The 18,176-nt window shown below is 65.0% G+C and carries 20 protein-coding genes; 13 read left to right on the forward strand and 7 right to left on the reverse strand.

The annotated features are described in order from the left end of the window. The first annotated feature begins 58 nt into the window (after positions 1 to 58). From E3227_RS00615 to E3227_RS00645, 7 genes are all read left to right on the forward strand, one after another. Complete coding sequence (locus tag E3227_RS00615) at positions 59 to 1,162, forward strand: sensor histidine kinase (protein WP_144317239.1); 1,104 nt, start codon at positions 59 to 61, stop codon at positions 1,160 to 1,162. Continuing rightward, positions 1,159 to 1,782 carry a response regulator gene (locus E3227_RS00620; protein WP_144317240.1) on the forward strand — a complete coding sequence of 208 codons (624 nt, stop codon included), beginning with the start codon at positions 1,159 to 1,161 and terminating at the stop codon, positions 1,780 to 1,782. Before E3227_RS00615 ends, E3227_RS00620 begins: the two co-directional genes overlap by 4 nt. 136 nt (positions 1,783 to 1,918) lie before the next feature. Then, the gene (gene rpmB / locus E3227_RS00625; protein WP_136649933.1) at positions 1,919 to 2,155 is read left to right on the forward strand and encodes a 50S ribosomal protein L28; all 237 of its coding nucleotides are present in this window, start codon (positions 1,919 to 1,921) and stop codon (positions 2,153 to 2,155) included. Continuing rightward, a complete protein-coding gene (gene rpmG / locus E3227_RS00630; protein ID WP_006841072.1) occupies positions 2,155 to 2,319 on the forward strand; it encodes a 50S ribosomal protein L33 in 165 nt (54 codons plus the stop codon). The genes rpmB and rpmG overlap by 1 nt, the downstream gene beginning before the upstream one ends. Positions 2,320 to 2,322: 3 nt before the next feature. Continuing rightward, on the forward strand, positions 2,323 to 2,628 hold the full coding sequence (gene rpsN, locus E3227_RS00635; RefSeq protein ID WP_136649932.1) for a 30S ribosomal protein S14: 306 nt from the start codon (positions 2,323 to 2,325) through the stop codon (positions 2,626 to 2,628). 15 nt (positions 2,629 to 2,643) lie between these two features. Further along, a complete protein-coding gene (rpsR, locus tag E3227_RS00640) occupies positions 2,644 to 2,895 on the forward strand; it encodes a 30S ribosomal protein S18 (RefSeq protein WP_006841074.1) in 252 nt (83 codons plus the stop codon). Positions 2,896 to 3,007: 112 nt separating this feature from the next. Continuing rightward, positions 3,008 to 3,697 carry a TetR/AcrR family transcriptional regulator gene (locus E3227_RS00645; protein ID WP_136649931.1) on the forward strand — a complete coding sequence of 230 codons (690 nt, stop codon included), beginning with the start codon at positions 3,008 to 3,010 and terminating at the stop codon, positions 3,695 to 3,697. 10 nt (positions 3,698 to 3,707) lie between these two features. Here the strand turns inward: E3227_RS00645 and E3227_RS00650 are convergent, their stop codons facing one another. The 4 genes from E3227_RS00650 to E3227_RS11430 all read right to left on the reverse strand — a co-directional run bounded on the left by E3227_RS00650 (position 3,708) and on the right by E3227_RS11430 (position 8,684). After that, positions 3,708 to 4,466: a serine hydrolase gene (locus E3227_RS00650; protein WP_170228602.1), complete on the reverse strand. Its 759-nt coding sequence runs from the start codon at positions 4,464 to 4,466 to the stop codon at positions 3,708 to 3,710. Positions 4,467 to 5,183: 717 nt separating this feature from the next. Then, positions 5,184 to 6,710, reverse strand: a complete 1,527-nt coding sequence (gene purH, locus E3227_RS00655) for a bifunctional phosphoribosylaminoimidazolecarboxamide formyltransferase/IMP cyclohydrolase (RefSeq protein WP_136649128.1) — start codon at positions 6,708 to 6,710, stop codon at positions 5,184 to 5,186. Continuing rightward, a complete protein-coding gene (purN, locus tag E3227_RS00660; RefSeq protein ID WP_136649129.1) occupies positions 6,674 to 7,330 on the reverse strand; it encodes a phosphoribosylglycinamide formyltransferase in 657 nt (218 codons plus the stop codon). Before purN ends, purH begins: the two co-directional genes overlap by 37 nt. Further along, a complete protein-coding gene (locus E3227_RS11430) occupies positions 7,311 to 8,684 on the reverse strand; it encodes a cell division protein PerM (protein ID WP_153257533.1) in 1,374 nt (457 codons plus the stop codon). The genes purN and E3227_RS11430 overlap by 20 nt, the downstream gene beginning before the upstream one ends. Before the next feature lie 223 nt (positions 8,685 to 8,907). Between E3227_RS11430 and E3227_RS00670 the strand changes: the two genes are divergently transcribed. After that, positions 8,908 to 9,639, forward strand: a complete 732-nt coding sequence (locus E3227_RS00670; RefSeq protein WP_136649130.1) for a M23 family metallopeptidase — start codon at positions 8,908 to 8,910, stop codon at positions 9,637 to 9,639. 260 nt (positions 9,640 to 9,899) lie between these two features. Further along, positions 9,900 to 10,598, forward strand: coding sequence for a M23 family metallopeptidase (locus E3227_RS00675; protein WP_136649131.1), 699 nt, complete (start codon positions 9,900 to 9,902; stop codon positions 10,596 to 10,598). A 7-nt stretch (positions 10,599 to 10,605) separates the two neighbouring features. Here E3227_RS00675 and pcrA read toward each other — a convergent pair whose 3' ends face one another. After that, positions 10,606 to 12,900: a DNA helicase PcrA gene (gene pcrA / locus E3227_RS00680; protein WP_136649132.1), complete on the reverse strand. Its 2,295-nt coding sequence runs from the start codon at positions 12,898 to 12,900 to the stop codon at positions 10,606 to 10,608. A gap of 61 nt (positions 12,901 to 12,961) precedes the next feature. On the opposite strand from pcrA, the gene E3227_RS00685 reads away from it, so the two are divergent. Then, entirely contained in the window at positions 12,962 to 13,255 is a 294-nt protein-coding gene (locus E3227_RS00685; RefSeq protein ID WP_136649133.1) for a chorismate mutase, read from the forward strand. On the opposite strand, the gene E3227_RS00690 is transcribed toward E3227_RS00685, so the two are convergent. After that, a complete protein-coding gene (locus tag E3227_RS00690; protein WP_136649134.1) occupies positions 13,256 to 13,558 on the reverse strand; it encodes an antibiotic biosynthesis monooxygenase family protein in 303 nt (100 codons plus the stop codon). Between the two features lie 50 nt (positions 13,559 to 13,608). On the opposite strand from E3227_RS00690, the gene pgi reads away from it, so the two are divergent. The 3 genes from pgi to E3227_RS00705 are packed head-to-tail and all read left to right on the forward strand — an operon-like array spanning position 13,609 to position 17,385. Further along, positions 13,609 to 15,243, forward strand: a complete 1,635-nt coding sequence (pgi, locus tag E3227_RS00695; RefSeq protein ID WP_144317241.1) for a glucose-6-phosphate isomerase — start codon at positions 13,609 to 13,611, stop codon at positions 15,241 to 15,243. Beyond that, the gene (locus E3227_RS00700; RefSeq protein WP_144317242.1) at positions 15,244 to 16,731 is read left to right on the forward strand and encodes a glutamate-cysteine ligase family protein; all 1,488 of its coding nucleotides are present in this window, start codon (positions 15,244 to 15,246) and stop codon (positions 16,729 to 16,731) included. 15 nt (positions 16,732 to 16,746) lie between these two features. Next, positions 16,747 to 17,385: a DedA family protein gene (locus E3227_RS00705; RefSeq protein ID WP_144317243.1), complete on the forward strand. Its 639-nt coding sequence runs from the start codon at positions 16,747 to 16,749 to the stop codon at positions 17,383 to 17,385. Here E3227_RS00705 and E3227_RS00710 read toward each other — a convergent pair. Continuing rightward, positions 17,330 to 18,139 (reverse strand): DNA-formamidopyrimidine glycosylase family protein, encoded by an 810-nt coding sequence (locus tag E3227_RS00710; protein WP_144317244.1) that lies wholly within the window; start codon positions 18,137 to 18,139, stop codon positions 17,330 to 17,332. The genes E3227_RS00705 and E3227_RS00710 overlap by 56 nt on opposite strands. Between the last annotated feature and the right edge of the window lie 37 nt (positions 18,140 to 18,176).

An 18,176-nucleotide genomic window follows, 5' to 3' on the forward strand; every position in this document is an offset into this window, starting at 1 on the left:
ATTTTCACCGTCCGACACCATGACCCCGGTCACGGGTGGGCGACGTAGATTATGAGCCATGCCCGCCGCCGCACAGACTTCCTCGGTGTTCTTTCTGCGCTTCCTGGACTATTTCTGCATCCTGTTTGTCGCGCTGCTGTTGAATTCGGCTGCCCTCACCACGGCGCGGCTCGCCCCGCTCGGCGCGTCTCTCGCCGTCTTCCTCGGCGCGTGGGTGCTGTGGCGGTTCATCCCCTCCCCCGCCACCGCCGTCGCGGTGGCAGCGGCGAGCACCATCGTCTTAGCGGTCGGTGACAACGCGCTCAGCGTGATGGGCCTGTGGCTCGGCTTCGTGGCCCTTGCGCGCTCACTCGGTAACACCGCCTCGCGCGTCTTCGCCATCATCCCCGTTGTCATCATCGTCGCGCTTCACCTTCAGGCCGGCAGCGATCCCGCAAAGATCCTCATCGAGTTCGTCGCCGCTTGTGTGGTGTCCGTCGCCGGCGTGGCGCTGGGGCGGACGGTGAACCAGATTTTCGCCAGCGAGGAGGCGCTGCGCGCCGCCAATGTCAGGGTCCGCGAACTCACGCTGGCGCAGGAGCGCCACCGTTTGGCGACCAGTCTCCACGACAACCTGGGGCACCGTCTGACCATTATCGCCTACGGCATCGACGCAGTCAGGCGCATCATGCCCACCAAACCCGATGCGGCCGCCGAGGAGCTGCGCACCCTGCGCGGCCACGTTTCCGCCGCGCTCGACGCGATGCGCACCACCGTTCGTGCAATCACTCCACTTGAGCTTGTCGACGGCGACCTGACCGCAACGTGCCGCCAGCTCGCCGAGTGGTTTCGGGGCACAGGCGTGGACATCACGCTCGAGAGCTCTCTGCGCACCCCGCCGCCGGAGCAGGTAGCCACCCTCGCCCTGGTCTTCGTGCAGGAGGCGCTGACGAACGTCGTGCGCCACGCGGGCGCGGACACCGCCGTGATCACGCTCAGCGACACCGCGGTCAGCGTCGCCGACGACGGATCGGGAAACGACACACCACCCGGCTTTGGCATCACCTCCCTGAAGGAGCGCGCCGAGAAAATCGGCGGCAATGTCGCCTCCGAGGCGCACGGCGGCATCGACGGCGGGTTCCGTATCACACTGCGCTTTCCCGTGGCAGGGGGTGCGCGGTGAAGACAACACCGATTCGGGCGTTGCTCATCGACGACCACGAAATGCTGCTGCGCGGCTTGCGCCTGATCTTCGACACCATCGACGGCATCGACATTGTCGCGGCAACGACCGCGGGAGCTGAAGCGCTGATGCTCGCCCGCGAGCACACCGTCGACATCATCATCACTGACGCCGCGATGCCCGGGGTCGACGGGTTGGGCGTCGTCAAGCAATGCGCGCCCGAATTTCCCGTGCTGGTGCTTACCACCTTCGACGACGCCTCGCTGGTTTCGGCGCTGCTGAGCGCGGGGGCCGCGGGCTACATTCTCAAAGACGTCGCACCGGAGCAGTTCGCGCGCGCCATCGCGGACGCGGCGGCCGGCGGGCTGGTGCTCGACCCGCGGATCGCGCGGTTCGCCCACGAAGCCCCGACCAACGAGCTCGCCATCTTGACGCGCGCCGAACGCGGCGTGGCGGAACTGATCGCGCAGGGCAAAACCAACCAGGAGATCGCGGCGCAGCTCCACCTGGCGGAGGGAACCGTGAAGAACCACGTGTCCCGGATCCTGGGCAAAGTCGGTGCGCGCGACCGCACGGTGCTAGCACTCCGGCTATCCGGATCGCTGCGCGGTAGCGATTAGGAAAACAACCCCGGAAACTGTAAAGTTGACTCTCGCTGTTGTCGAAGTACACGTTTACGCCTGCGTCAACCGATTGCTACCTCACCCCCTCACAGGTAATCAGCGCGTGGGCGGCAGAAGAGAAAGAAGTCAACCCATGTCGGCACATTGCCAGGTCACGGGACGTCAGCCGTCGTTCGGCAAGACCGTCTCGCACTCGCACCGCCGCCACTCCCGCCGTTGGAACCCCAACGTGCAGAAGAAGCGGTTCTACCTGCCCTCCGAGGGCCGTACCATTACCCTGAACGTTTCAACCAAGGGTCTTAAGATCATCGACCGTGACGGCATCGAGTCCGTCGTGGCGTCCATCCGGGCACGAGGTGAGAAGATCTAATGGCACGTAACGATATCCGCCCGATCATCAAGCTCAAGAGCACCGCGGGCACCGGGTTCACCTACGTGACCCGTAAGAACAAGCGCAACAACCCGGATCGCATCACGCTGAAGAAGTACGACCCGGTTGTTCGCAAGCACGTCGAATTCCGCGAGGAGCGATAATTTATGGCTAAGAAGTCTAAGATCGCCAAGAACGAGCAGCGCAAGGAGATCGTCGCCCGCTACGCCGAGCGTCGCGCTGAGCTCAAGGCAATCATCCGCAATGCAGAGACGTCCGATGAGGACCGTCTCGAGGCTCAGTTTGAGCTCAACCGTCAGCCCCGCGACGCTTCCCCGGTTCGCGTGCGCAACCGTGACTCGCACGATGGGCGCCCCCGCGGCTACCTCCGCAAGTTCGGCCTGTCCCGTGTCCGCATGCGCGAGATGGCTCACCGCGGTGAGCTTCCGGGCGTCCGTAAGTCCTCGTGGTAAGGAGGAGCGAAAACTATGAAGCGTGGAAATAACCAGCGCAAGCAGCGCATGGAGCAGTCCCGTCGCCCGAAGAAGAACCCGCTCAAGGCCGAAGGCATTGAGAAGGTCGACTACAAGGACGTCAAGACCCTCCGTCTGTTCATCTCGGATCGTCACAAGATCCGTTCCCGCCGCGTCACGGGTCTGACCCCGCAGCAGCAGCGCCAGGTCGCTACCGCTGTGAAGAACGCGCGCGAGATGGCTCTCCTGCCGTTCACCAGCCGCTAAGGCCCGGTTGACAACAGCAGCGTAGGGTCTACTCGACTCGTGAAGGCACCCGCCCCCGTTGGGGTGGGTGCCTTCTACTATTCCCCATCCCGCTACGGTTAGAATTGGTTATATGTCAGGATCCGTGGGTCGCCCCCGCAAGAATCGTCCACGTCGCAGAGGAAAGACCGCCCGCGACGAGATTCTTGACGCTTCTTCCGAGCTGTTCACGGTCCAGGGTTTCGCTACGACATCGACCCACCAGATCGCGGATGCCGTCGGTATCCGCCAGGCGTCGCTGTACTACCACTTCCCATCGAAGACGGAAATCTTCCTGACCCTGCTGATGGGCACCGTCCAGCCGGCGCTGGATCTCGCCCAGGACCTCGCGGAGATGGACGAGTCCCCCGCCCTAAAGCTGTGGGCACTGGTGGCCGCTGAGACGCGCATTTTGCTGTCATCGAATTGGAACATCGGCCGGCTGTACCAGCTGCCCGTGGCGAACTCGGAGGAGTTCAACGACTACCACGATGCGCGCCGCTCGCTCGAGGACGTCTTCCGCGACCTTGCAGCCGAAATCGTCGGCGACGACGACCCGCGTATCGAGATGCCTTTCCAGATGACCCTCGCCGCGATCGAGCTGCGCGACAACACCGGCAAGGCGCCTTACCCGCTTGTCGACGACGCCCTGCCCGCGCCGTCGGTGATGATCGCAGACGCCGTCCTCGACGTCCTTCACGCCGACCTGCCAGCGAATCGCGGCATGCGCACCCTGGACTTGGTAGCCAGGGTGCTCGACGAGCCTGTTGATACCGAGCGCTAGTGCGCGAGTATCAGCAGTCTGCCTCTGGAAGGGAATCCAAGAGCAGCGAAAGCCCGTTTGCCACTTCATCCGCCATCGCCTGCGCAGTTCCGTAGTCCTCTGCCGCAGGGATGACCGTCAACGCGATTGCGCTGGTGGCCCCATCACTCCTTGTAACACGTGCGAGCTGACGCACCTGGTAACCGCCACTGGTGTCTGGGCCCCAGCCAACTTTGAGCGCTGCACCGGGCAACCGTCCCAGACCGTAGGCTTGCTCACTATTGACCTGGCCCATCAGCGCTATCACGGGCTCGGCTTCCGCTAAGCACGCAAGGTGGGACGCGATAACCGCTTCCTGGCTCGTGGAAAGCAGCGTCTGCCCGTACGTGGAGAATTCAGGGCGAACCTTCTCTGTATTTACGGCAACGCCCACTGTCGCTTCGGCTAGGACCTGATTAACCTGCTCGGGATCGAGGTTGATCCACATCTGCTCGGCAGCCGCGTTATCCGACGCCTGGATTGCAGGCGGCGCATACTCGCGCGCAAGCTGTGGGTCACTGCGGTACGCCGCGACGCTTATGGGAACCTTGATCGTCGACCAGGCGGGGTAGGCAGCGTCATCTCCAGCGCTGACAACTTGGCCCTCGCCTGCCACAGCGATACCGACCGTCCCCCCGTAGTACATCGCAACCGAATCAGCGACGCTTTGAAGCTGCGTGCGCAGGTCAGGGGTGACGGTAGTTGGCGATGCCTCGCCGGGAGGAGGTACTACGAAGGTAGTGATAGTCACGGTCGCCTTTGCATCGCGGGAGGAGGTAGGAGCGATGTCGGAAATACCGAGGGTCCCGGCACTACATCCGCTCAAAACCGCAAGAGCTGTAGCTGCTACTGCGACGTTGAAGAATCGCTTGCTCACGAAATCTTGACAACGGCGTTATCGCCACCGCGGCACGTCACGACTGTAGTGCCAGAGCAGCTCATCGCGTACGTGCGCCCAGTGGTCGGGCTATAAGCCTCCACCGTGACGTTCGGACCACCCGCATTGTTGCAGGCATCGAGGATTGCGAGATAAACGTTGGCCGCGAACCCCTCACTTGTCACAGAGGTTGCACTCCAGTAAGTCGAGTAGCTACAGCTTGACTTCGGGGACGCGGGAGCAGCGGCACCCGGGTTTGAGCCACCATTGGACGCGGGTTGGAGAGTTTGAGTCTCGACGACTGTTGCTACCTGGCTCGAGCCCGCCTCGGAGCCCATCTGCCCCCTCCCAACAAAAAACGCGAGCATCCCAACAAGCACAAGTAGGAGAAACGCGATGACTACCCCTACTGCAATGGGTGCCCCATTCCCGCCTCGATTCGGCGGCACAGTCGCGGGGTAACTCCAGCTCCGATCCTCAGGGGCATTGTAGTAGGTCATCGGCGTTCTCCCTGCCAGCTCGGATAATGGAGCAACGTTACCATTACCTGAGTGCGAAGTGAGCAAACAACGTGTATTTGCTGCAAGCCGACTAGTGCGCGAAGTGGCGGGTGCCGGTGAGGTACATCGTCACTCCGGCTTCCTTCGCCGCGACGATGACCTCTTCGTCGCGGATGGAGCCACCGGGCTGCACCACCGCGGTGACACCGGCGTCCGCGAGCACCTCGAAGCCGTCGGCGAAGGGGAAGAACGCGTCTGATGCGGCGACCGCGCCGGTGGTGCGGTTGACGCCGTCGTCAAGCGTGTTGGCGCGCTCGACCGCGAGCTTGGCGGAATCGACGCGGTTGACCTGGCCCATTCCGACGCCCACTGATGCGCCGCCGGAGGCGATGAGGATCGCGTTGGACTTCACGCAACGGATCGAGCGCCACGCGAACTCGAGGTCCGCGAGCACCTCAGCGGTGGCGGGTTCGCCCGCCACGAGCTGCCAGTTGTCGGGGTTATCGCCCTCGGCTTGGAACGTGTCGCGCTCTTGGACGAGGAAGCCTCCGGAGATCTGCCTGACCTCCTCGCCGCGGAACTCCGGATCGACCTCAAGGATGCGCAGGTTCTTCTTCTCCTTGAGCAGCTCCAGGGCCGCCTCTTCGTAGGAGGGTGCGACGACGACCTCGGTGAAGATCGGTTTGATGGACTCGGCGAGCTCGACGGTGACCTCACGGTTGACGGCGATCACGCCGCCGTACGCGGAGACGGGGTCGCAGGCGTGGGCGAGCCGGTGGGCTTCAGCGATCGACTCGTCGGACACCGCGATGCCACAGGGGTTGGCGTGCTTGATGATTGCCACGCACGGGCGGTCGTGGTCCCAGGCGGCGCGCCACGCGGCGTCGGCGTCCTGGTAGTTGTTGTAGCTCATTTCCTTACCACCGTGCTGGGTGGCGTCGGCAAGCCCCCAGCCCTCGTTGATCAGGCTCGCCGCTTGGTGCGGGTTTTCGCCGTAGCGTAGGCCCCCCTCGCCCTCGCCGTCGAGCTGCTCGGCGAACCAGTCGGAGACGGCCGCGTCGTAGTCGGCGGTGTGCGAGAAGGCCTCGAGTGCGAGCCCGCGGCGCTGCTCCAGGGAGAAGCCGGGGCCGCGCACGGCGTCGATGACGTCGGCGTAGCGCTCCGGGTCGGTGACGATGGCCACCGAGGGGTGGTTCTTCGCAGCGGCGCGCACCATCGACGGCCCGCCGATGTCGATCTGCTCGACGCACTCGTCAAAGGACGCCCCCGAGGCGACCGTCTCCTCGAAGGGGTAAAGGTTAACCACCACGAGCTGGAAGGGCTCGATGCCGAGCTCGGTGAGCTGACGCGCGTGGTCGTCGTCACGCAAGTCCGCGAGGATGCCCGCGTGGACGCGCGGGTGCAGCGTTTTCACGCGCCCGCCCAGCACCTCGGGAAAACCGGTGAGGTCCGCGACCTCGGTGACCGCGACGCCGGCGTCGGCGATGCGCTTGGCGGTAGACCCCGTGGAGACGATCTCTACCCCGGCCTCACCGAGCGCGCGGGCCAGCTCGTCCAAGCCGGTCTTGTCGTAGACGCTGACTAGCGCACGCTTGATCTGGATGTGGTTCTGTGCCATGAGACGCTGACCTTTCCGTCGTTTTCGTTATCTATGTGGGCGCGGCGCAGCACGTCGACGATGAGCGCGCGCTCATGAACCTTGATTCTTTCGTGCAATTCGGCCTCGGTCTCGCCGTCGCGGACCTCCACGGCCTTTTGGGCGATGATCTCGCCCGTATCCACGCCGGCATCGATGTAGTGGACGGTCGTGCCGGTGACCTTGACGCCGTACGCCAGCGCGTCGCGCACGGCGTGCGCGCCGGGGAAGGACGGCAGCAGGGCCGGGTGGGTGTTAATCAGGCGGCCCTCGAAGCGCTCAAGGAACTCTTGACCGACGATGCGCATGAACCCCGCGGAGACGACGATGTCGGGCTCGCCTTGGCTCACAGCATCGCGCAGCGCCCGATTCCACTGCGCGCGATCCTGGCCAAGTTCAACGATTTCCGTGCGCACCCCGGCGGCCGCCGCGCGCTCGATCGCCGGGCAATCGGTATCGGCGACGACCAGGCTCACGCGGTAGGAATCGTCCTGGTTATCGAGGATGGACTGAAGCAGCGTCCCTGACCCCGAGACGAGCACGGCTACCGATTTTTGGGATGGTTCAGTCACGCCGACCAGCTTAGTCCTCGGACTCGACATCGTCCGTGGGAGGCACCCATTTCGTGCTGCCACCGCTTGTCGACGGCTCTTCCACTGCTTCGGTCTCCGGTTCGGGTGCTGGCTCTGGTTCCGGCTCTGGTTCCGGCTCCGGTTCGGGTTCGGTCTCCGGTTCGGGCTCCGGCTGTGCTGGGCGGCGCAGGCGCCCGACGAGCCAGACGATCCCTCCCACGGCGACCACCCACGCCATGCCTAGAAGCGGCAGCGCGAGCGGGTGGGCGCCGATGTAGCCGTACGCCCCGGCACTTCCCCCGACGTACGGGATGGTGATCAGCAGCAGCACCCCAACCCAGGCCGCGACGACTGCGACATTCTTCATCGCCAGCGAGCGGGTGGCGAAGAACTGGGCGAGCACCGCGGCGGGGATCAGCATCAACACGGGAGCCCACACAGCGGCGGCGCCGGGGATGGCGGCGAAGAGCGGGAACGCGGGCAAAGCAACCGGGTCCACGCTAAACAGTGAGGCCGAGGCCGCGGCGTACTCGACGCTCCCGCCCAGCAGGGCGCTTAAGGTGGCCACGGCTGCGTTGGGTAGGTACAGAATGCTCAACAGAATCAGGGTGGCGGTGCCGGTGCCCGGCAGCGTGGGGTAGGAGTCAAGAAGCTGCGCGATGCGGCCGCTGCCCGCGATAAGCAAGGCGATGAACACGACCGCCGCGGCGAGCACAAGACGCAGCACGATGGTTGAGGCGGTGAATGCCGCGTCGACAACGAACTCGGGTACGCCCACGCGCCGCGCGAGCGCACGCCAGACCACGGGGCTGATGCCCGCGACGATGCCGAGCGCGTGGACCAGGAGCGGCACGGCGAGCGCGGCGGCGATGTTCGGAAGCTCAACGGGGTACACGTTCGAGGCGTCGCCGACCATGAGCAGCGCGATGCAGGTCAGCGTAAACGGGATGCCGAGGCCCAGCGCGGCGATCGCGCCGAGGTCGAGGATGCTCACGCGCTTTGTGGTTGCCGCGCGCACGCGCTGCGCGACAAGCGCCGCGATCGCGAGCGGCACCAGCGCCGGGGTGAGCCCCAGCGTGACGCCGTCGAAGCGGGCGGGGGCGCCGTGGCCGACAAGCCACATTTCGCCTATCGACGCCGGCAGGTACGCCAGCGGAGAGCCCGACAGGAGCACCACCGCGAGGCTGAGAACGACGACCGCGAGCGCGATGAAGCCGCTCGGGGCGGCGGCGGTGGGCAGGTACAGGCGGAGTCGTTGCCCCCACGTTTCAGGTGCTTTCTCGGCGGCAGCTGGGCGCGGCGCGGGCGCGGGGCGGCGCTCAGGCCGGCGGCGCCGGCGCCGCGTCGCGTTCGGGGCTGATTGCGGGCTCGACTTCGTACTCATTGCCGCTATTGTCCCACCGAAGTAAACAGTGCCGGGTAAGGAACACCCGTTAAGGCGCGGTTTGGAACCGGTGTAACGCTTTCGCCTGAGTAACGGTTAAAAGAAAACCGGCGAGTGGCTTGCCTTGTCTTGACCGAACCGTTACAGTATCCCTTCGTAGATAACGAGAAGGTTACGATACCTTCACGGTACGGATCCAAGCGGACAATTTGGAGAGGACTAGATGTACAATTCCACGAAGGCGCGCACGGGCGGCAAGCATCGTAAGCAGTCCCCCAATAAGGGGCGCGTCGCTCTCGTCGCCGTCGCAACGGGTGCCGTGTCCACCGCCGGCGTGTCCGGCGCAGCTGCTGCAGCTCTCCAGTCCGACAAGGCCTCCGAGCCCACCGTTGACTTTGAGCTCGCAGCCGACGCCGATGCCGTCGATACGCAGCTTTCTTCCGCTGACGCCGCTCCCCAAATCCTCGCGATCGCTGAGTACAAGCCGGTGGAGAACCTCTCGGATCAGCTCAACAAGGCTGTGCAGCACTCTGAGCTCGCCGCCAAGGCTGATGAGCTGCTGCGCGCACCGTCATCCGTTAAGCCTGCTGAGGGCGCTTTCACCTCCGGCTTCGGCCCGCGTTGGGGCGCGTTCCACGCTGGCATCGATATCGCGAACGTGACCAACACGCCGATCCTCGCCGTGCTCGACGGCACCGTGCTCGACTCCGGCCCAGCTCAGGGTTACGGCCAGTGGATTCGCCTGCTTCACGACGACGGCACCATCACCGTTTACGGCCACATGGAGACCCTCGATGTCGCCGTCGGCGAGCGCGTGAAGGCCGGCCAGAAAATCGCGGGCATGGGCAACCGTGGCTTCTCCACCGGAACCCACCTGCACTTCGAGGTGCACCCGAACGGTGCCGACGCTGTTGATCCCGTGCCGTGGCTCGCCGCGCTTGGCATCACGGTGTAAAAGTTCCCGCTAACCCGCCCCCTGTGGGCGGGTTTTTTCATGCGCGCGCATGCTTTCGGGGGTAGTGAACGCCACCCCCGGCCCCTAAATCACTTTAGCAACAATTTTCACTTCCGTTTCACCGCTGTACGCAGGCGGTTCTTTAGGCACGGGAACACAGTTTCGACAAAACTGTACGTAGTGGCATTGCCCGGGCCCCCGCAGCCCGATAAGTTCTAACCCTGTTCGACGCTCCCCGACTCCAGAGGTATCCGGAACACATGAAACGCCCCCTTCTCGCCGCGCTTGCGGCGACCCTGACGCTGTCGGCCGCCGCCGTCCCCGCCTCCGCTATCACCGTCAATCTCGACGGCGTGCCCGCGAGCAGCGATATCGAGATCGCGAACGCTCTCGCCTTAGCCGTGGGCAAGATTTACACCAACGGTGCCACGTTCACCGCGGGCGACCACTCCATTGTGTTTGACCCCCGAGCCGAGGAGCAGCGCCTGAACCTTCCCGCCGAAACGATCCAGATCGTCCCGCCCGAAGGCTCCGACACCGTGGTCTACCAGACGGGCGCGACCTCTGATGGCCGCACCGTGGTCACTCCCGCGACAGGCCGCCTGAGTTCCGGTTTCGGCCCCCGCGGGGGACGCATCCACCAGGGCATCGACATCGCCAACGACTCCGGCTCGCCCATCTATGCGGTAATGGACGGCACCGTCATCAACGCCGGCCCGGCCCAGGGCTTCGGTAACTGGGTAGTCATCAAGCACGATGGTGGCGAGGTCTCGGTCTACGGCCACATGCGCAACTACAGCGTCTCGGTAGGCCAGCGCGTCTCCGCCGGGGAGCAGATCGCGCAAATCGGCAACGAAGGCCGCTCCACTGGGCCTCACCTCCACTTCGAGATCAGGCCGGACGGTGTCACACCCGTCGATCCGCAGGTCTGGCTCAACAAGCAGGGCATCCGCATCTAATTACCGGCTAGAGCTTTTCCATCGGCACGCCGCCGATGAGCATCAACCTAACCGTGCCGGAAGACCCGAAATCGATCACGACTGTCTCTCGCACGCCGGATCCCTCAACGGATTCGACTGTGCCGAGGCCGTACTTCGCGTGGTTGACCCGGTCGCCTGGGGCGAGCTGGAGGTTCTTGTTCACTCGCGTCTTCGTGGGCGCGGGGCGTCGGCGAGGAGTGCCCCAGGCGTCTGACGTGACGCTGCGCTCCGGTTCCACCCTGCGCCAGTCGATGAGGTCCTCAGGGACCTCAGCGAGGAAGCGGCTGGCGGGGTTGGTCACCGGGGATCCCCACGAGGACCGCAGCACGGCGCGGGTCAGATACAGCCTGGTCCGAGCGCGCGTAATGCCGACGTACGCTAGACGACGCTCCTCCGCCAGCTCCTCCGGGTCCCCGAGCGCGCGCAGGTGCGGGAACTGCCCGTCCTCCCAGCCGGTGACGAACACGTACGGAAATTCCAGGCCCTTCGCCGTGTGCAGGGTCATTAGCGTGACTACCCCCTGGTCACTGTCGGGGAGCTGGTCCGCGTCGGCGACGAGCGAGACCCGCTCCAAAAACGCCTGCAGCGACCCGGGCATCGGCTCACCCTCCTCTACCACGCTGTCGAGCTCCTCCTGGCTCATGTACGCCACTTGGTTGGCGGCCTCCGAGGAGAACTCGCGGGCCACGGAGACGAGCTCGTTGAGGTTGTCCAAGCGCGCGCCGTCCTGCGGATCGTTGGAGGCCTCCAGCTCCGCGCGGTAGCCGGTGGCCTCCAGGATGCGCGTGACCAGCACCCCCAGGTCCGGCATGCCGGTGACCTCGTTGGTCATCTCGGCCATGTCGGTGCGCAGCTTGTCGAGAAGCGAGACGAAGCCCGCGATCGCGTTCTGTGAGCGCGCCGCGAGCATGTCGACGTTGCCGGTGGAGGCGTCGATAAGCGCCTGGCCAAAGCTGATCCCGTTGTTCTGCGCGTGCAGCGCCACCATCGCCTGCGCCTTGTCGCCGATCGCGCGCTTGGGCACGTTGACGATGCGCCGCAGGCTGACCGTGTCGTCCGAGTTGTCGAGGACCTTCATGTAGGCGACGATGTCGCGGATCTCGCGGCGCTCGTAAAAGCGCGTGCCGCCGACGACCTTGTAGGGGATGCCGGAGCGGATGAAGATGTCCTCCAGCGCGCGCGAGGCGTTGTTGGTGCGGTACATCACCGCGATGTCGCTGTAGCGACAGCCCTGGTCGGCAAGGTGGTCGATTTCGCTGGCGATGAAGCGGGCCTCGTCGTGCTCGTTGTCCGCGACGTAGCCGGTGATCTTCTCCCCCGCCCCGTGCGAGGTCCACAGGTTCTTCGGGCGCCGGCCCTGGTTCTGGGCAATCACGGCGTTCGCCGCGCCGAGGATGTTCTGGGTGGAGCGGTAGTTCTGCTCCAGCATCACCGTGGTGGCGTTCGGGTAATCGCGCTCGAACTCCTCGATGTTGCGGATCGTCGCGCCGCGAAACGCGTAGATCGACTGGTCAGAATCACCCACGACCGCGAGCTCCGGGGCGTCCTCGCCGCTGCCGACGAGGGTGTGGATGAGCTCGTACTGAGCGTGGTTAGTGTCCTGATACTCGTCGACTAACACGTGGCGGAAGCGACGCCGGTAGTACTCGGTGACATGGGGGTGCTCCTTGAAGATGCGCACCACTTCCCCGATAAGGTCGTCGAAGTCGAGCGCGTTGGCCTGGCGCAGCCGGCGCTGGTAGTCCGCGTACACGCGCGCGACGGTCAGGTCGAAGGGGTTGCGGGTGCGTTCCGCGCGCTCGCTGGCCTCCGCTGGGCCGACGAGCTCGTTTTTATGGTTCGAGATCGCGTTGGCCAACGTCCGCGCCGAGAACTTCTTGAGATCGAGGTTGTGGTCCTTCGCGATCATGGACAGAAGCCGGCGCGAGTCGTCCGAGTCGTAGATGGTGAAGTTGGTGTTGAGCCCCTCGACGAGTTGCGCCTGCTGGCGCAGGATGCGCACGCACACCGAGTGGAAGGTGGCCACCCACATGCGCTGCGCCTCGGGGCCCACCAGGTTGGCCACGCGCTCCTTCATCTCGGCGGCGGCCTTGTTGGTAAACGTAATGGCGAGGATCTGCCACGGCGCGACCCCGCGTTCCTGCAGCAGGTAGGCAATCCTGCGGGTCAGTACCGCCGTCTTTCCAGAGCCGGCGCCAGCGATGATCAGCAGCGGGCCGCCGCTGTGCTTCACGGCGGCTTCTTGCTGCGGGTTGAGTCCCAAAACCAGATCTGTGTTCATGATGCCCCTAACCCTACAATCACGTTGGGACATAGCCCCCTAGGTGGCATAATGGGCACACATGAGCGACTTCGACATCCGCACGCCGTCTGGGACCGATGATCCGCTATCCGACGCCGAGATCCAGGCCTACCGCAAAGAGATCGACCGGCTCGACCGCGTCATCCTCGACGCGGTGAAGCGGCGCTCCGAGGTGTCTCGGGCGATCGGCAAGACCCGGATGGGCTCGGGCGGCACGCGCCTCGTGCACACCCGCGAGGTCGCGATTATCAACCAGTTCCGCGACGAGATCGGCGAGGAAGGCCCCGCGCTGGCGGGTATCCTGCTGCGCCTCGGCCGCGGCAAGCTGGGCTAGTTAGTCCTCGAGCGAATCGAGCACGACCTCGAACTCGAGCAGCTGCGCCCCGGTTGCCACCGGCTTGCCGCCGCCCGCGTGGGCGCCGCGGCCTTCGCCGGCCCACCATGCGTCGTAGGATTCCTGGTCCGCCCAGCGCGTGACCACGAAGTAGCGGTCCTCGCCCTTGACCGGGCGCAGCAGCTGGAAACCCTCGAACCCGGGCTGCGAATCGATCGCGTGCTTGCGCGCGGCGAAGCGACGCTCGAGTTCTTCCCCGCCTGAGGCGGGCACGGAAATTGCGTTGATTTTCACGATACTCATGCGCTCCATTATGCCTTCTCGCGCGCGCGTTTTTGACTAGCGTAGAGGCCATGACTTCGATTACCTCCACTGCCGCCTGGACGCGCCTTGAGAAGCTGCATGCCGAGAAAAACCTTTCGCTTCGCGAGCTGTTCGCGGCCGAGGCCAACCGGGCCGACACGTACACCTTCGACGCGGCTGGCCTGCACGTCGACCTGTCCAAGAACCTGATCGACAACGACATCCTCGAGGCCCTGCTTTCGCTTGCCGACGAAGCCTCCCTGACCACACGCATCGAAGACATGTTCACGGGCGTGCACATCAACAACACCGAGGACCGCGCCGTGCTGCACACCGCGCTGCGCCTGCCGGTGGATCAGGACCTGCGTGTCGACGGCCAGGACGCCGCCGCCGACGTCCACGAGGTGCTCGGGCGGATGCGCGACTTCGCCTCGGCCCTGCGCTCCGGGGCGTGGCAGGGCGCGACCGGCCACACCATCAAGAAGGTGGTCAACATCGGCATCGGCGGCTCCGACCTGGGCCCCGCGATGGCCACCAAGGCGCTGCGGGCCTACGCCACCGCGGGCATTAGCGCCGAGTTCGTCTCCAACGTCGATCCCGCCGACTTGGTCAGCGTGCTGGAGCGCTGCAACCCGGAAGAGACGCTGTTTATCGTGGCCTCGAAGACGTTTACCACCCAGGAGACCCTTTCCAACGCGCACGCCGCGAAGCGCTGGGTGCTCGACCATTTCGACGGAGACGACTCCGTCATTGCGAAGCACTTCGTCGCGGTGTCCACGAACGCGGAAAAGGTCGCAGAGTTCGGCATCGACACCGCCAACATGTTCCCGTTCTGGGATTGGGTGGGCGGGCGCTACTCCGTCGACTCCGCCATTGGCCTGTCGCTCATGGCCGTCATCGGCCCGCTCGACTTCATGCGCTTCCTCGAGGGCTTCCGCGCTGTCGACGAGCACTTCCGCACTGCACCGCTGCGCGAGAACATCCCGGCGCTGATGGGCCTGCTCAACGTGTGGTACCGCAACTTCCACGGGGCACAGACCCACGCGGTGCTGCCCTACTCCGAGGACTTGGCGCGCTTCCCCGCCTACCTGCAGCAGCTGACGATGGAGTCTAACGGCAAGTCCGTCACCCGTGGCGGCGAGGCAGTGGGCTACGACACCGGCGAGATCTTCTGGGGCGAACCGGGCACCAACGGCCAGCACGCCTTCTACCAGCTCATCCACCAGGGCACGACGCTGATCCCGGCGGACTTCATCGGCTTCGCCACCCCGAAGCAGGACCTGCCGGCCGCGGACGGGTCGGGCTCGATGCACGACCTGTTGATGGGCAACTTCTTCGCCCAGACGAAGGTCCTGGCGTTCGGTAAGACGGAGTCCGAGATTGTTGCGGAGGGCGTCGATAAGCAGCTTGCGCCTCACAAGGTGATGCCGGGCAACCGCCCGACCACCACGATTGTGGCCAAGGAGCTGACCCCGCACACGCTGGGTGCACTGATTGCGCTGTACGAGCACATCACGTTCACCGAGTCCGTGATCTGGGACATCAACGCCTTCGACCAGTGGGGCGTCGAGCTGGGCAAGCAGCAGGCCAACGACCTGGCCGCGGCAGTGTCGGGCGAGGTCGAACCGGACACGGGCGACTCCTCGACCGATTCCCTGATCTCCTGGTACCGAAACGCGAAGTAAATGGGCGACTCAATCTCAACCGACCGCTACACGCCGAGACAGCGCACGGTCTACCGCGCGCGGCTTGTCGACGAGCTCGAAGTTTTTGACCGCCACCTGCAGCAGGCGGATTTTGTCAGCCAGGGCACGATTGGTCTCGAGCTCGAGCTGAACCTGGTCGACGACGCGATGGATCCAGCGCCGCTGAACCACAAGGTTCTGGCTAACTTGAGCGACGAGTACCAGTCGGAGATCGGCTCGTACAACGTGGAGCTGAACCTGCCCCCGCAGTCCATCGACGGCGACGGGCTGCGCGCGCTGGAGTCCCACCTGCGCCAGCGCCTCGGCGCGGTGCACGCCGCGGCGGGTAAGGCGGGCACGCGTGTAGCGATGATCGGCACCCTGCCGACGATGACTACGGAATTTCTGGAGGACCCGGGCTGGATCACCGACGAGCACCGCTACCGCGGCTTGAACCACTCGATCATGGAGTCGCGCGGTGAGCTGCTCCACATCGATGTTGCCCGGATGGAGTCCTACCAGCACGATTTCGAGGACATCTCCACCGAATCGACGTGCACGTCGATGCAGCTGCACCTGCAGGTTTCGCCGAACCGCTTCGCGGACGCGTGGAACGCCTCGCAGGCGATCGCGGGTGTGCAGGCGGCGATTGGGGCGAACTCGCCGCTGTTCATGGGCCGCAGGCTGTGGCACGAGTCGCGCGTCCCCGTGTTCCAGCAGGCGATTGATACGCGTACCCAGGAGCTGATTAACCAGGGCGTGCGCCCGCGCGTGTGGTTCGGCGAGCGCTGGATCACCTCCGTGTTCGACCTGTTCGAGGAGAACGTGCGCTACTTCTCGCCGCTGCTGCCGGAGGGCCGCGTCGAGGCCGGCAAGCCCGTGATGAGCGGCGAGAACCCGGGGCTGCACTACCTGAACCTGCAAAACGGCACGGTGTGGCGCTGGAACCGCCCGATTTACGATCCCAACGGGGAGCTGTCGCACATCCGCGTGGAAAACCGCCTCCTGCCTGCGGGCCCGACGGTCAAGGACATCATTGCCGACGCCGCGTTCTACTACGGGCTGGTGAAGTTCCTCGGCGAGCAGACGCGCCCGGTGTGGTCGCGGATGAGCTTCGCCACCGCGGAGGCGAACTTCATCTCCGGCGCGCGCGATGGGTTAACCGCGCGCCTGGAATGGCCCACCCTGGGCACCATTGACGTCGTGGAGCTCGTCGGCTCTCATTTGCTTGACGACGCCCGCCTAGGCCTCGAAGCCCTCGGCGTCGCCCCGGACTGCATCGAGGACTACCTCGGCATCATCCATGGCCGGGTGGACAACCGCCAGAACGGGGCGACGTGGCAGCTCGCCGCGCTGACGGAGGCGGGGGCTGGCTCGCGGCCGGATACGCGGCAGCGTCGTGAAGCTTTGGCGCGGGTTCTCAGGCAATACCTGGCTAACCAGGAGGCAGGCGCGCCCGTGCATACTTGGTCGACCTCGGTCGAGTAAGGCACAATGTCCGGCATGCAAGCGATTATTGACTGGCTCGTCAACTTGATGGAGGTGATCGGCGCTCCGGGTGTCGGTCTGGCAATTCTGGCGGAGAACCTGTTCCCGCCGATCCCCTCCGAGGTGGTTTTGCCTTTGGCGGGCTTCACCGTGGCGCAGGGTTCGTTGAACTTTGTGTCGGTGTTCGTGTGGTCGCTGATCGGCTCGGTGGCCGGCGCGTATCTGCTCTACGGCCTCGGCGCGTGGCTGGGCGCGCAGCGCCTGCGCGCGATCGCGGACTGGATGTGGCTGGTCAAGGCCTCCGACGTGGATAACGCCCTCGCGTGGTTTGACAAGTACGGCAAGGTGTCGGTGTTCTTCGGGCGCCTGATTCCGGGCGTGCGCTCGCTGATTTCGATCCCCGCCGGCCTCGACCGGATGAACCTTGTCACCTTCGGCCTGTGGACGACGCTGGGCTCCGCGATCTGGAACGCGATCCTGATCTACCTCGGCTTCGTGCTCGGCGACAACTGGCACATCGTGGGCGGATACGTGGATACCTACTCGAATGTGATCTACGTCATCCTCATCCTGCTCATCCTTGTCTTCCTGGGCTTCCTCATCCGCCGTGCCATGAAGGAGCGGCAGGCTGGCACCGCGGACACCACCAAATAACGCGCTCTAAGTCGCCCGCGCCGCCGAGGAACCCTTTGCGGATGAGCGTGGTGCACCTGCGGCAGGGCTTGTTGTTGCGCCCGAACACGTAGCTTGTCTCCCCGGCCCGTTTGACCCCCGTGGTCACCCGGACTGGGGAGTCTTTATTTGCCCACATGAGCCTGCGCGCGAGCCGCACATGCTTATCGACGTCCACCTCACGCACCTTCCTCGCCGGGTGCGTGCCCGCGAGGAAGCAGATCTCCGCGCGGTACTCGTTGCCGATGCCGGCGGCGTTTTTCTGGTCTAGCAGCGCCCGGCCGATCTCCATCTCGGGTGTGCGGAGGATGCGCCTGACCACCTCGTCGTGGTCGAAGTCCTCGGCCAGCATGTCGGGGCCGAGGTAGCTCATGCGCGTGGGGTACTCGCGCGTCGGGAAGACGTCGACAAGCCCAAGCTCGTGGCCGACGATCTCGATATCACCTTTGGCGTCGGCGAGGCGCAGTACCACGCGCGCGGTGTGGCCGGGCTTGCGCCAGCGCGTGCCCGCGCGGTGGATGGACCACGTGCCCTCCATTTTCAGGTGCGTGTGCAGGGTTTCGGGCCCGAACTGCATGAACAGGTGCTTGCCCAGCGGCCAGACGCGGTCGCAGGTCAGGCCCGTGAAGTCGACGGTGGCAAACCGCGGTACGCGCAGGCTGGTGTGGGTGACCTCGCGCCCTGCCATGAGCTGCAGGCGCTTGGACAACTGGTAGACGGAATCGCCTTCGGGCACTTTTTAAAAAATCTTTCTCTCAACGGTTGGTAGTCGA

Source organism: Corynebacterium sanguinis (assembly GCF_007641235.1).
GTDB classification, from domain to species: Bacteria; Actinomycetota; Actinomycetes; order Mycobacteriales; family Mycobacteriaceae; genus Corynebacterium; species Corynebacterium sanguinis.

Excerpts from the sequence above, each read along its gene's own strand:
- E3227_RS00615 (WP_144317239.1), top strand. The coding sequence starts at position 59 with ATGCCCGCCGCCGCACAGACTTCCTCGGTGTTCTTTCTGCGCTTCCTG.
- rpmB (WP_136649933.1), top strand. The coding sequence starts at position 1,919 with ATGTCGGCACATTGCCAGGTCACGGGACGTCAGCCGTCGTTCGGCAAG.
- rpmG (WP_006841072.1), top strand. The coding sequence starts at position 2,155 with ATGGCACGTAACGATATCCGCCCGATCATCAAGCTCAAGAGCACCGCG.
- rpsN (WP_136649932.1), top strand. The coding sequence starts at position 2,323 with ATGGCTAAGAAGTCTAAGATCGCCAAGAACGAGCAGCGCAAGGAGATC.
- rpsR (WP_006841074.1), top strand. The coding sequence starts at position 2,644 with ATGAAGCGTGGAAATAACCAGCGCAAGCAGCGCATGGAGCAGTCCCGT.
- E3227_RS00645 (WP_136649931.1), top strand. The coding sequence starts at position 3,008 with ATGTCAGGATCCGTGGGTCGCCCCCGCAAGAATCGTCCACGTCGCAGA.
- purH (WP_136649128.1), bottom strand. The coding sequence starts at position 6,710 with ATGGCACAGAACCACATCCAGATCAAGCGTGCGCTAGTCAGCGTCTAC.
- purN (WP_136649129.1), bottom strand. The coding sequence starts at position 7,330 with ATGTCGAGTCCGAGGACTAAGCTGGTCGGCGTGACTGAACCATCCCAA.
- E3227_RS11430 (WP_153257533.1), bottom strand. The coding sequence starts at position 8,684 with ATGAGTACGAAGTCGAGCCCGCAATCAGCCCCGAACGCGACGCGGCGC.
- E3227_RS00670 (WP_136649130.1), top strand. The coding sequence starts at position 8,908 with ATGTACAATTCCACGAAGGCGCGCACGGGCGGCAAGCATCGTAAGCAG.
- E3227_RS00675 (WP_136649131.1), top strand. The coding sequence starts at position 9,900 with ATGAAACGCCCCCTTCTCGCCGCGCTTGCGGCGACCCTGACGCTGTCG.
- pcrA (WP_136649132.1), bottom strand. The coding sequence starts at position 12,900 with ATGAACACAGATCTGGTTTTGGGACTCAACCCGCAGCAAGAAGCCGCC.
- E3227_RS00685 (WP_136649133.1), top strand. The coding sequence starts at position 12,962 with ATGAGCGACTTCGACATCCGCACGCCGTCTGGGACCGATGATCCGCTA.
- E3227_RS00690 (WP_136649134.1), bottom strand. The coding sequence starts at position 13,558 with ATGAGTATCGTGAAAATCAACGCAATTTCCGTGCCCGCCTCAGGCGGG.
- pgi (WP_144317241.1), top strand. The coding sequence starts at position 13,609 with ATGACTTCGATTACCTCCACTGCCGCCTGGACGCGCCTTGAGAAGCTG.
- E3227_RS00700 (WP_144317242.1), top strand. The coding sequence starts at position 15,244 with ATGGGCGACTCAATCTCAACCGACCGCTACACGCCGAGACAGCGCACG.
- E3227_RS00705 (WP_144317243.1), top strand. The coding sequence starts at position 16,747 with ATGCAAGCGATTATTGACTGGCTCGTCAACTTGATGGAGGTGATCGGC.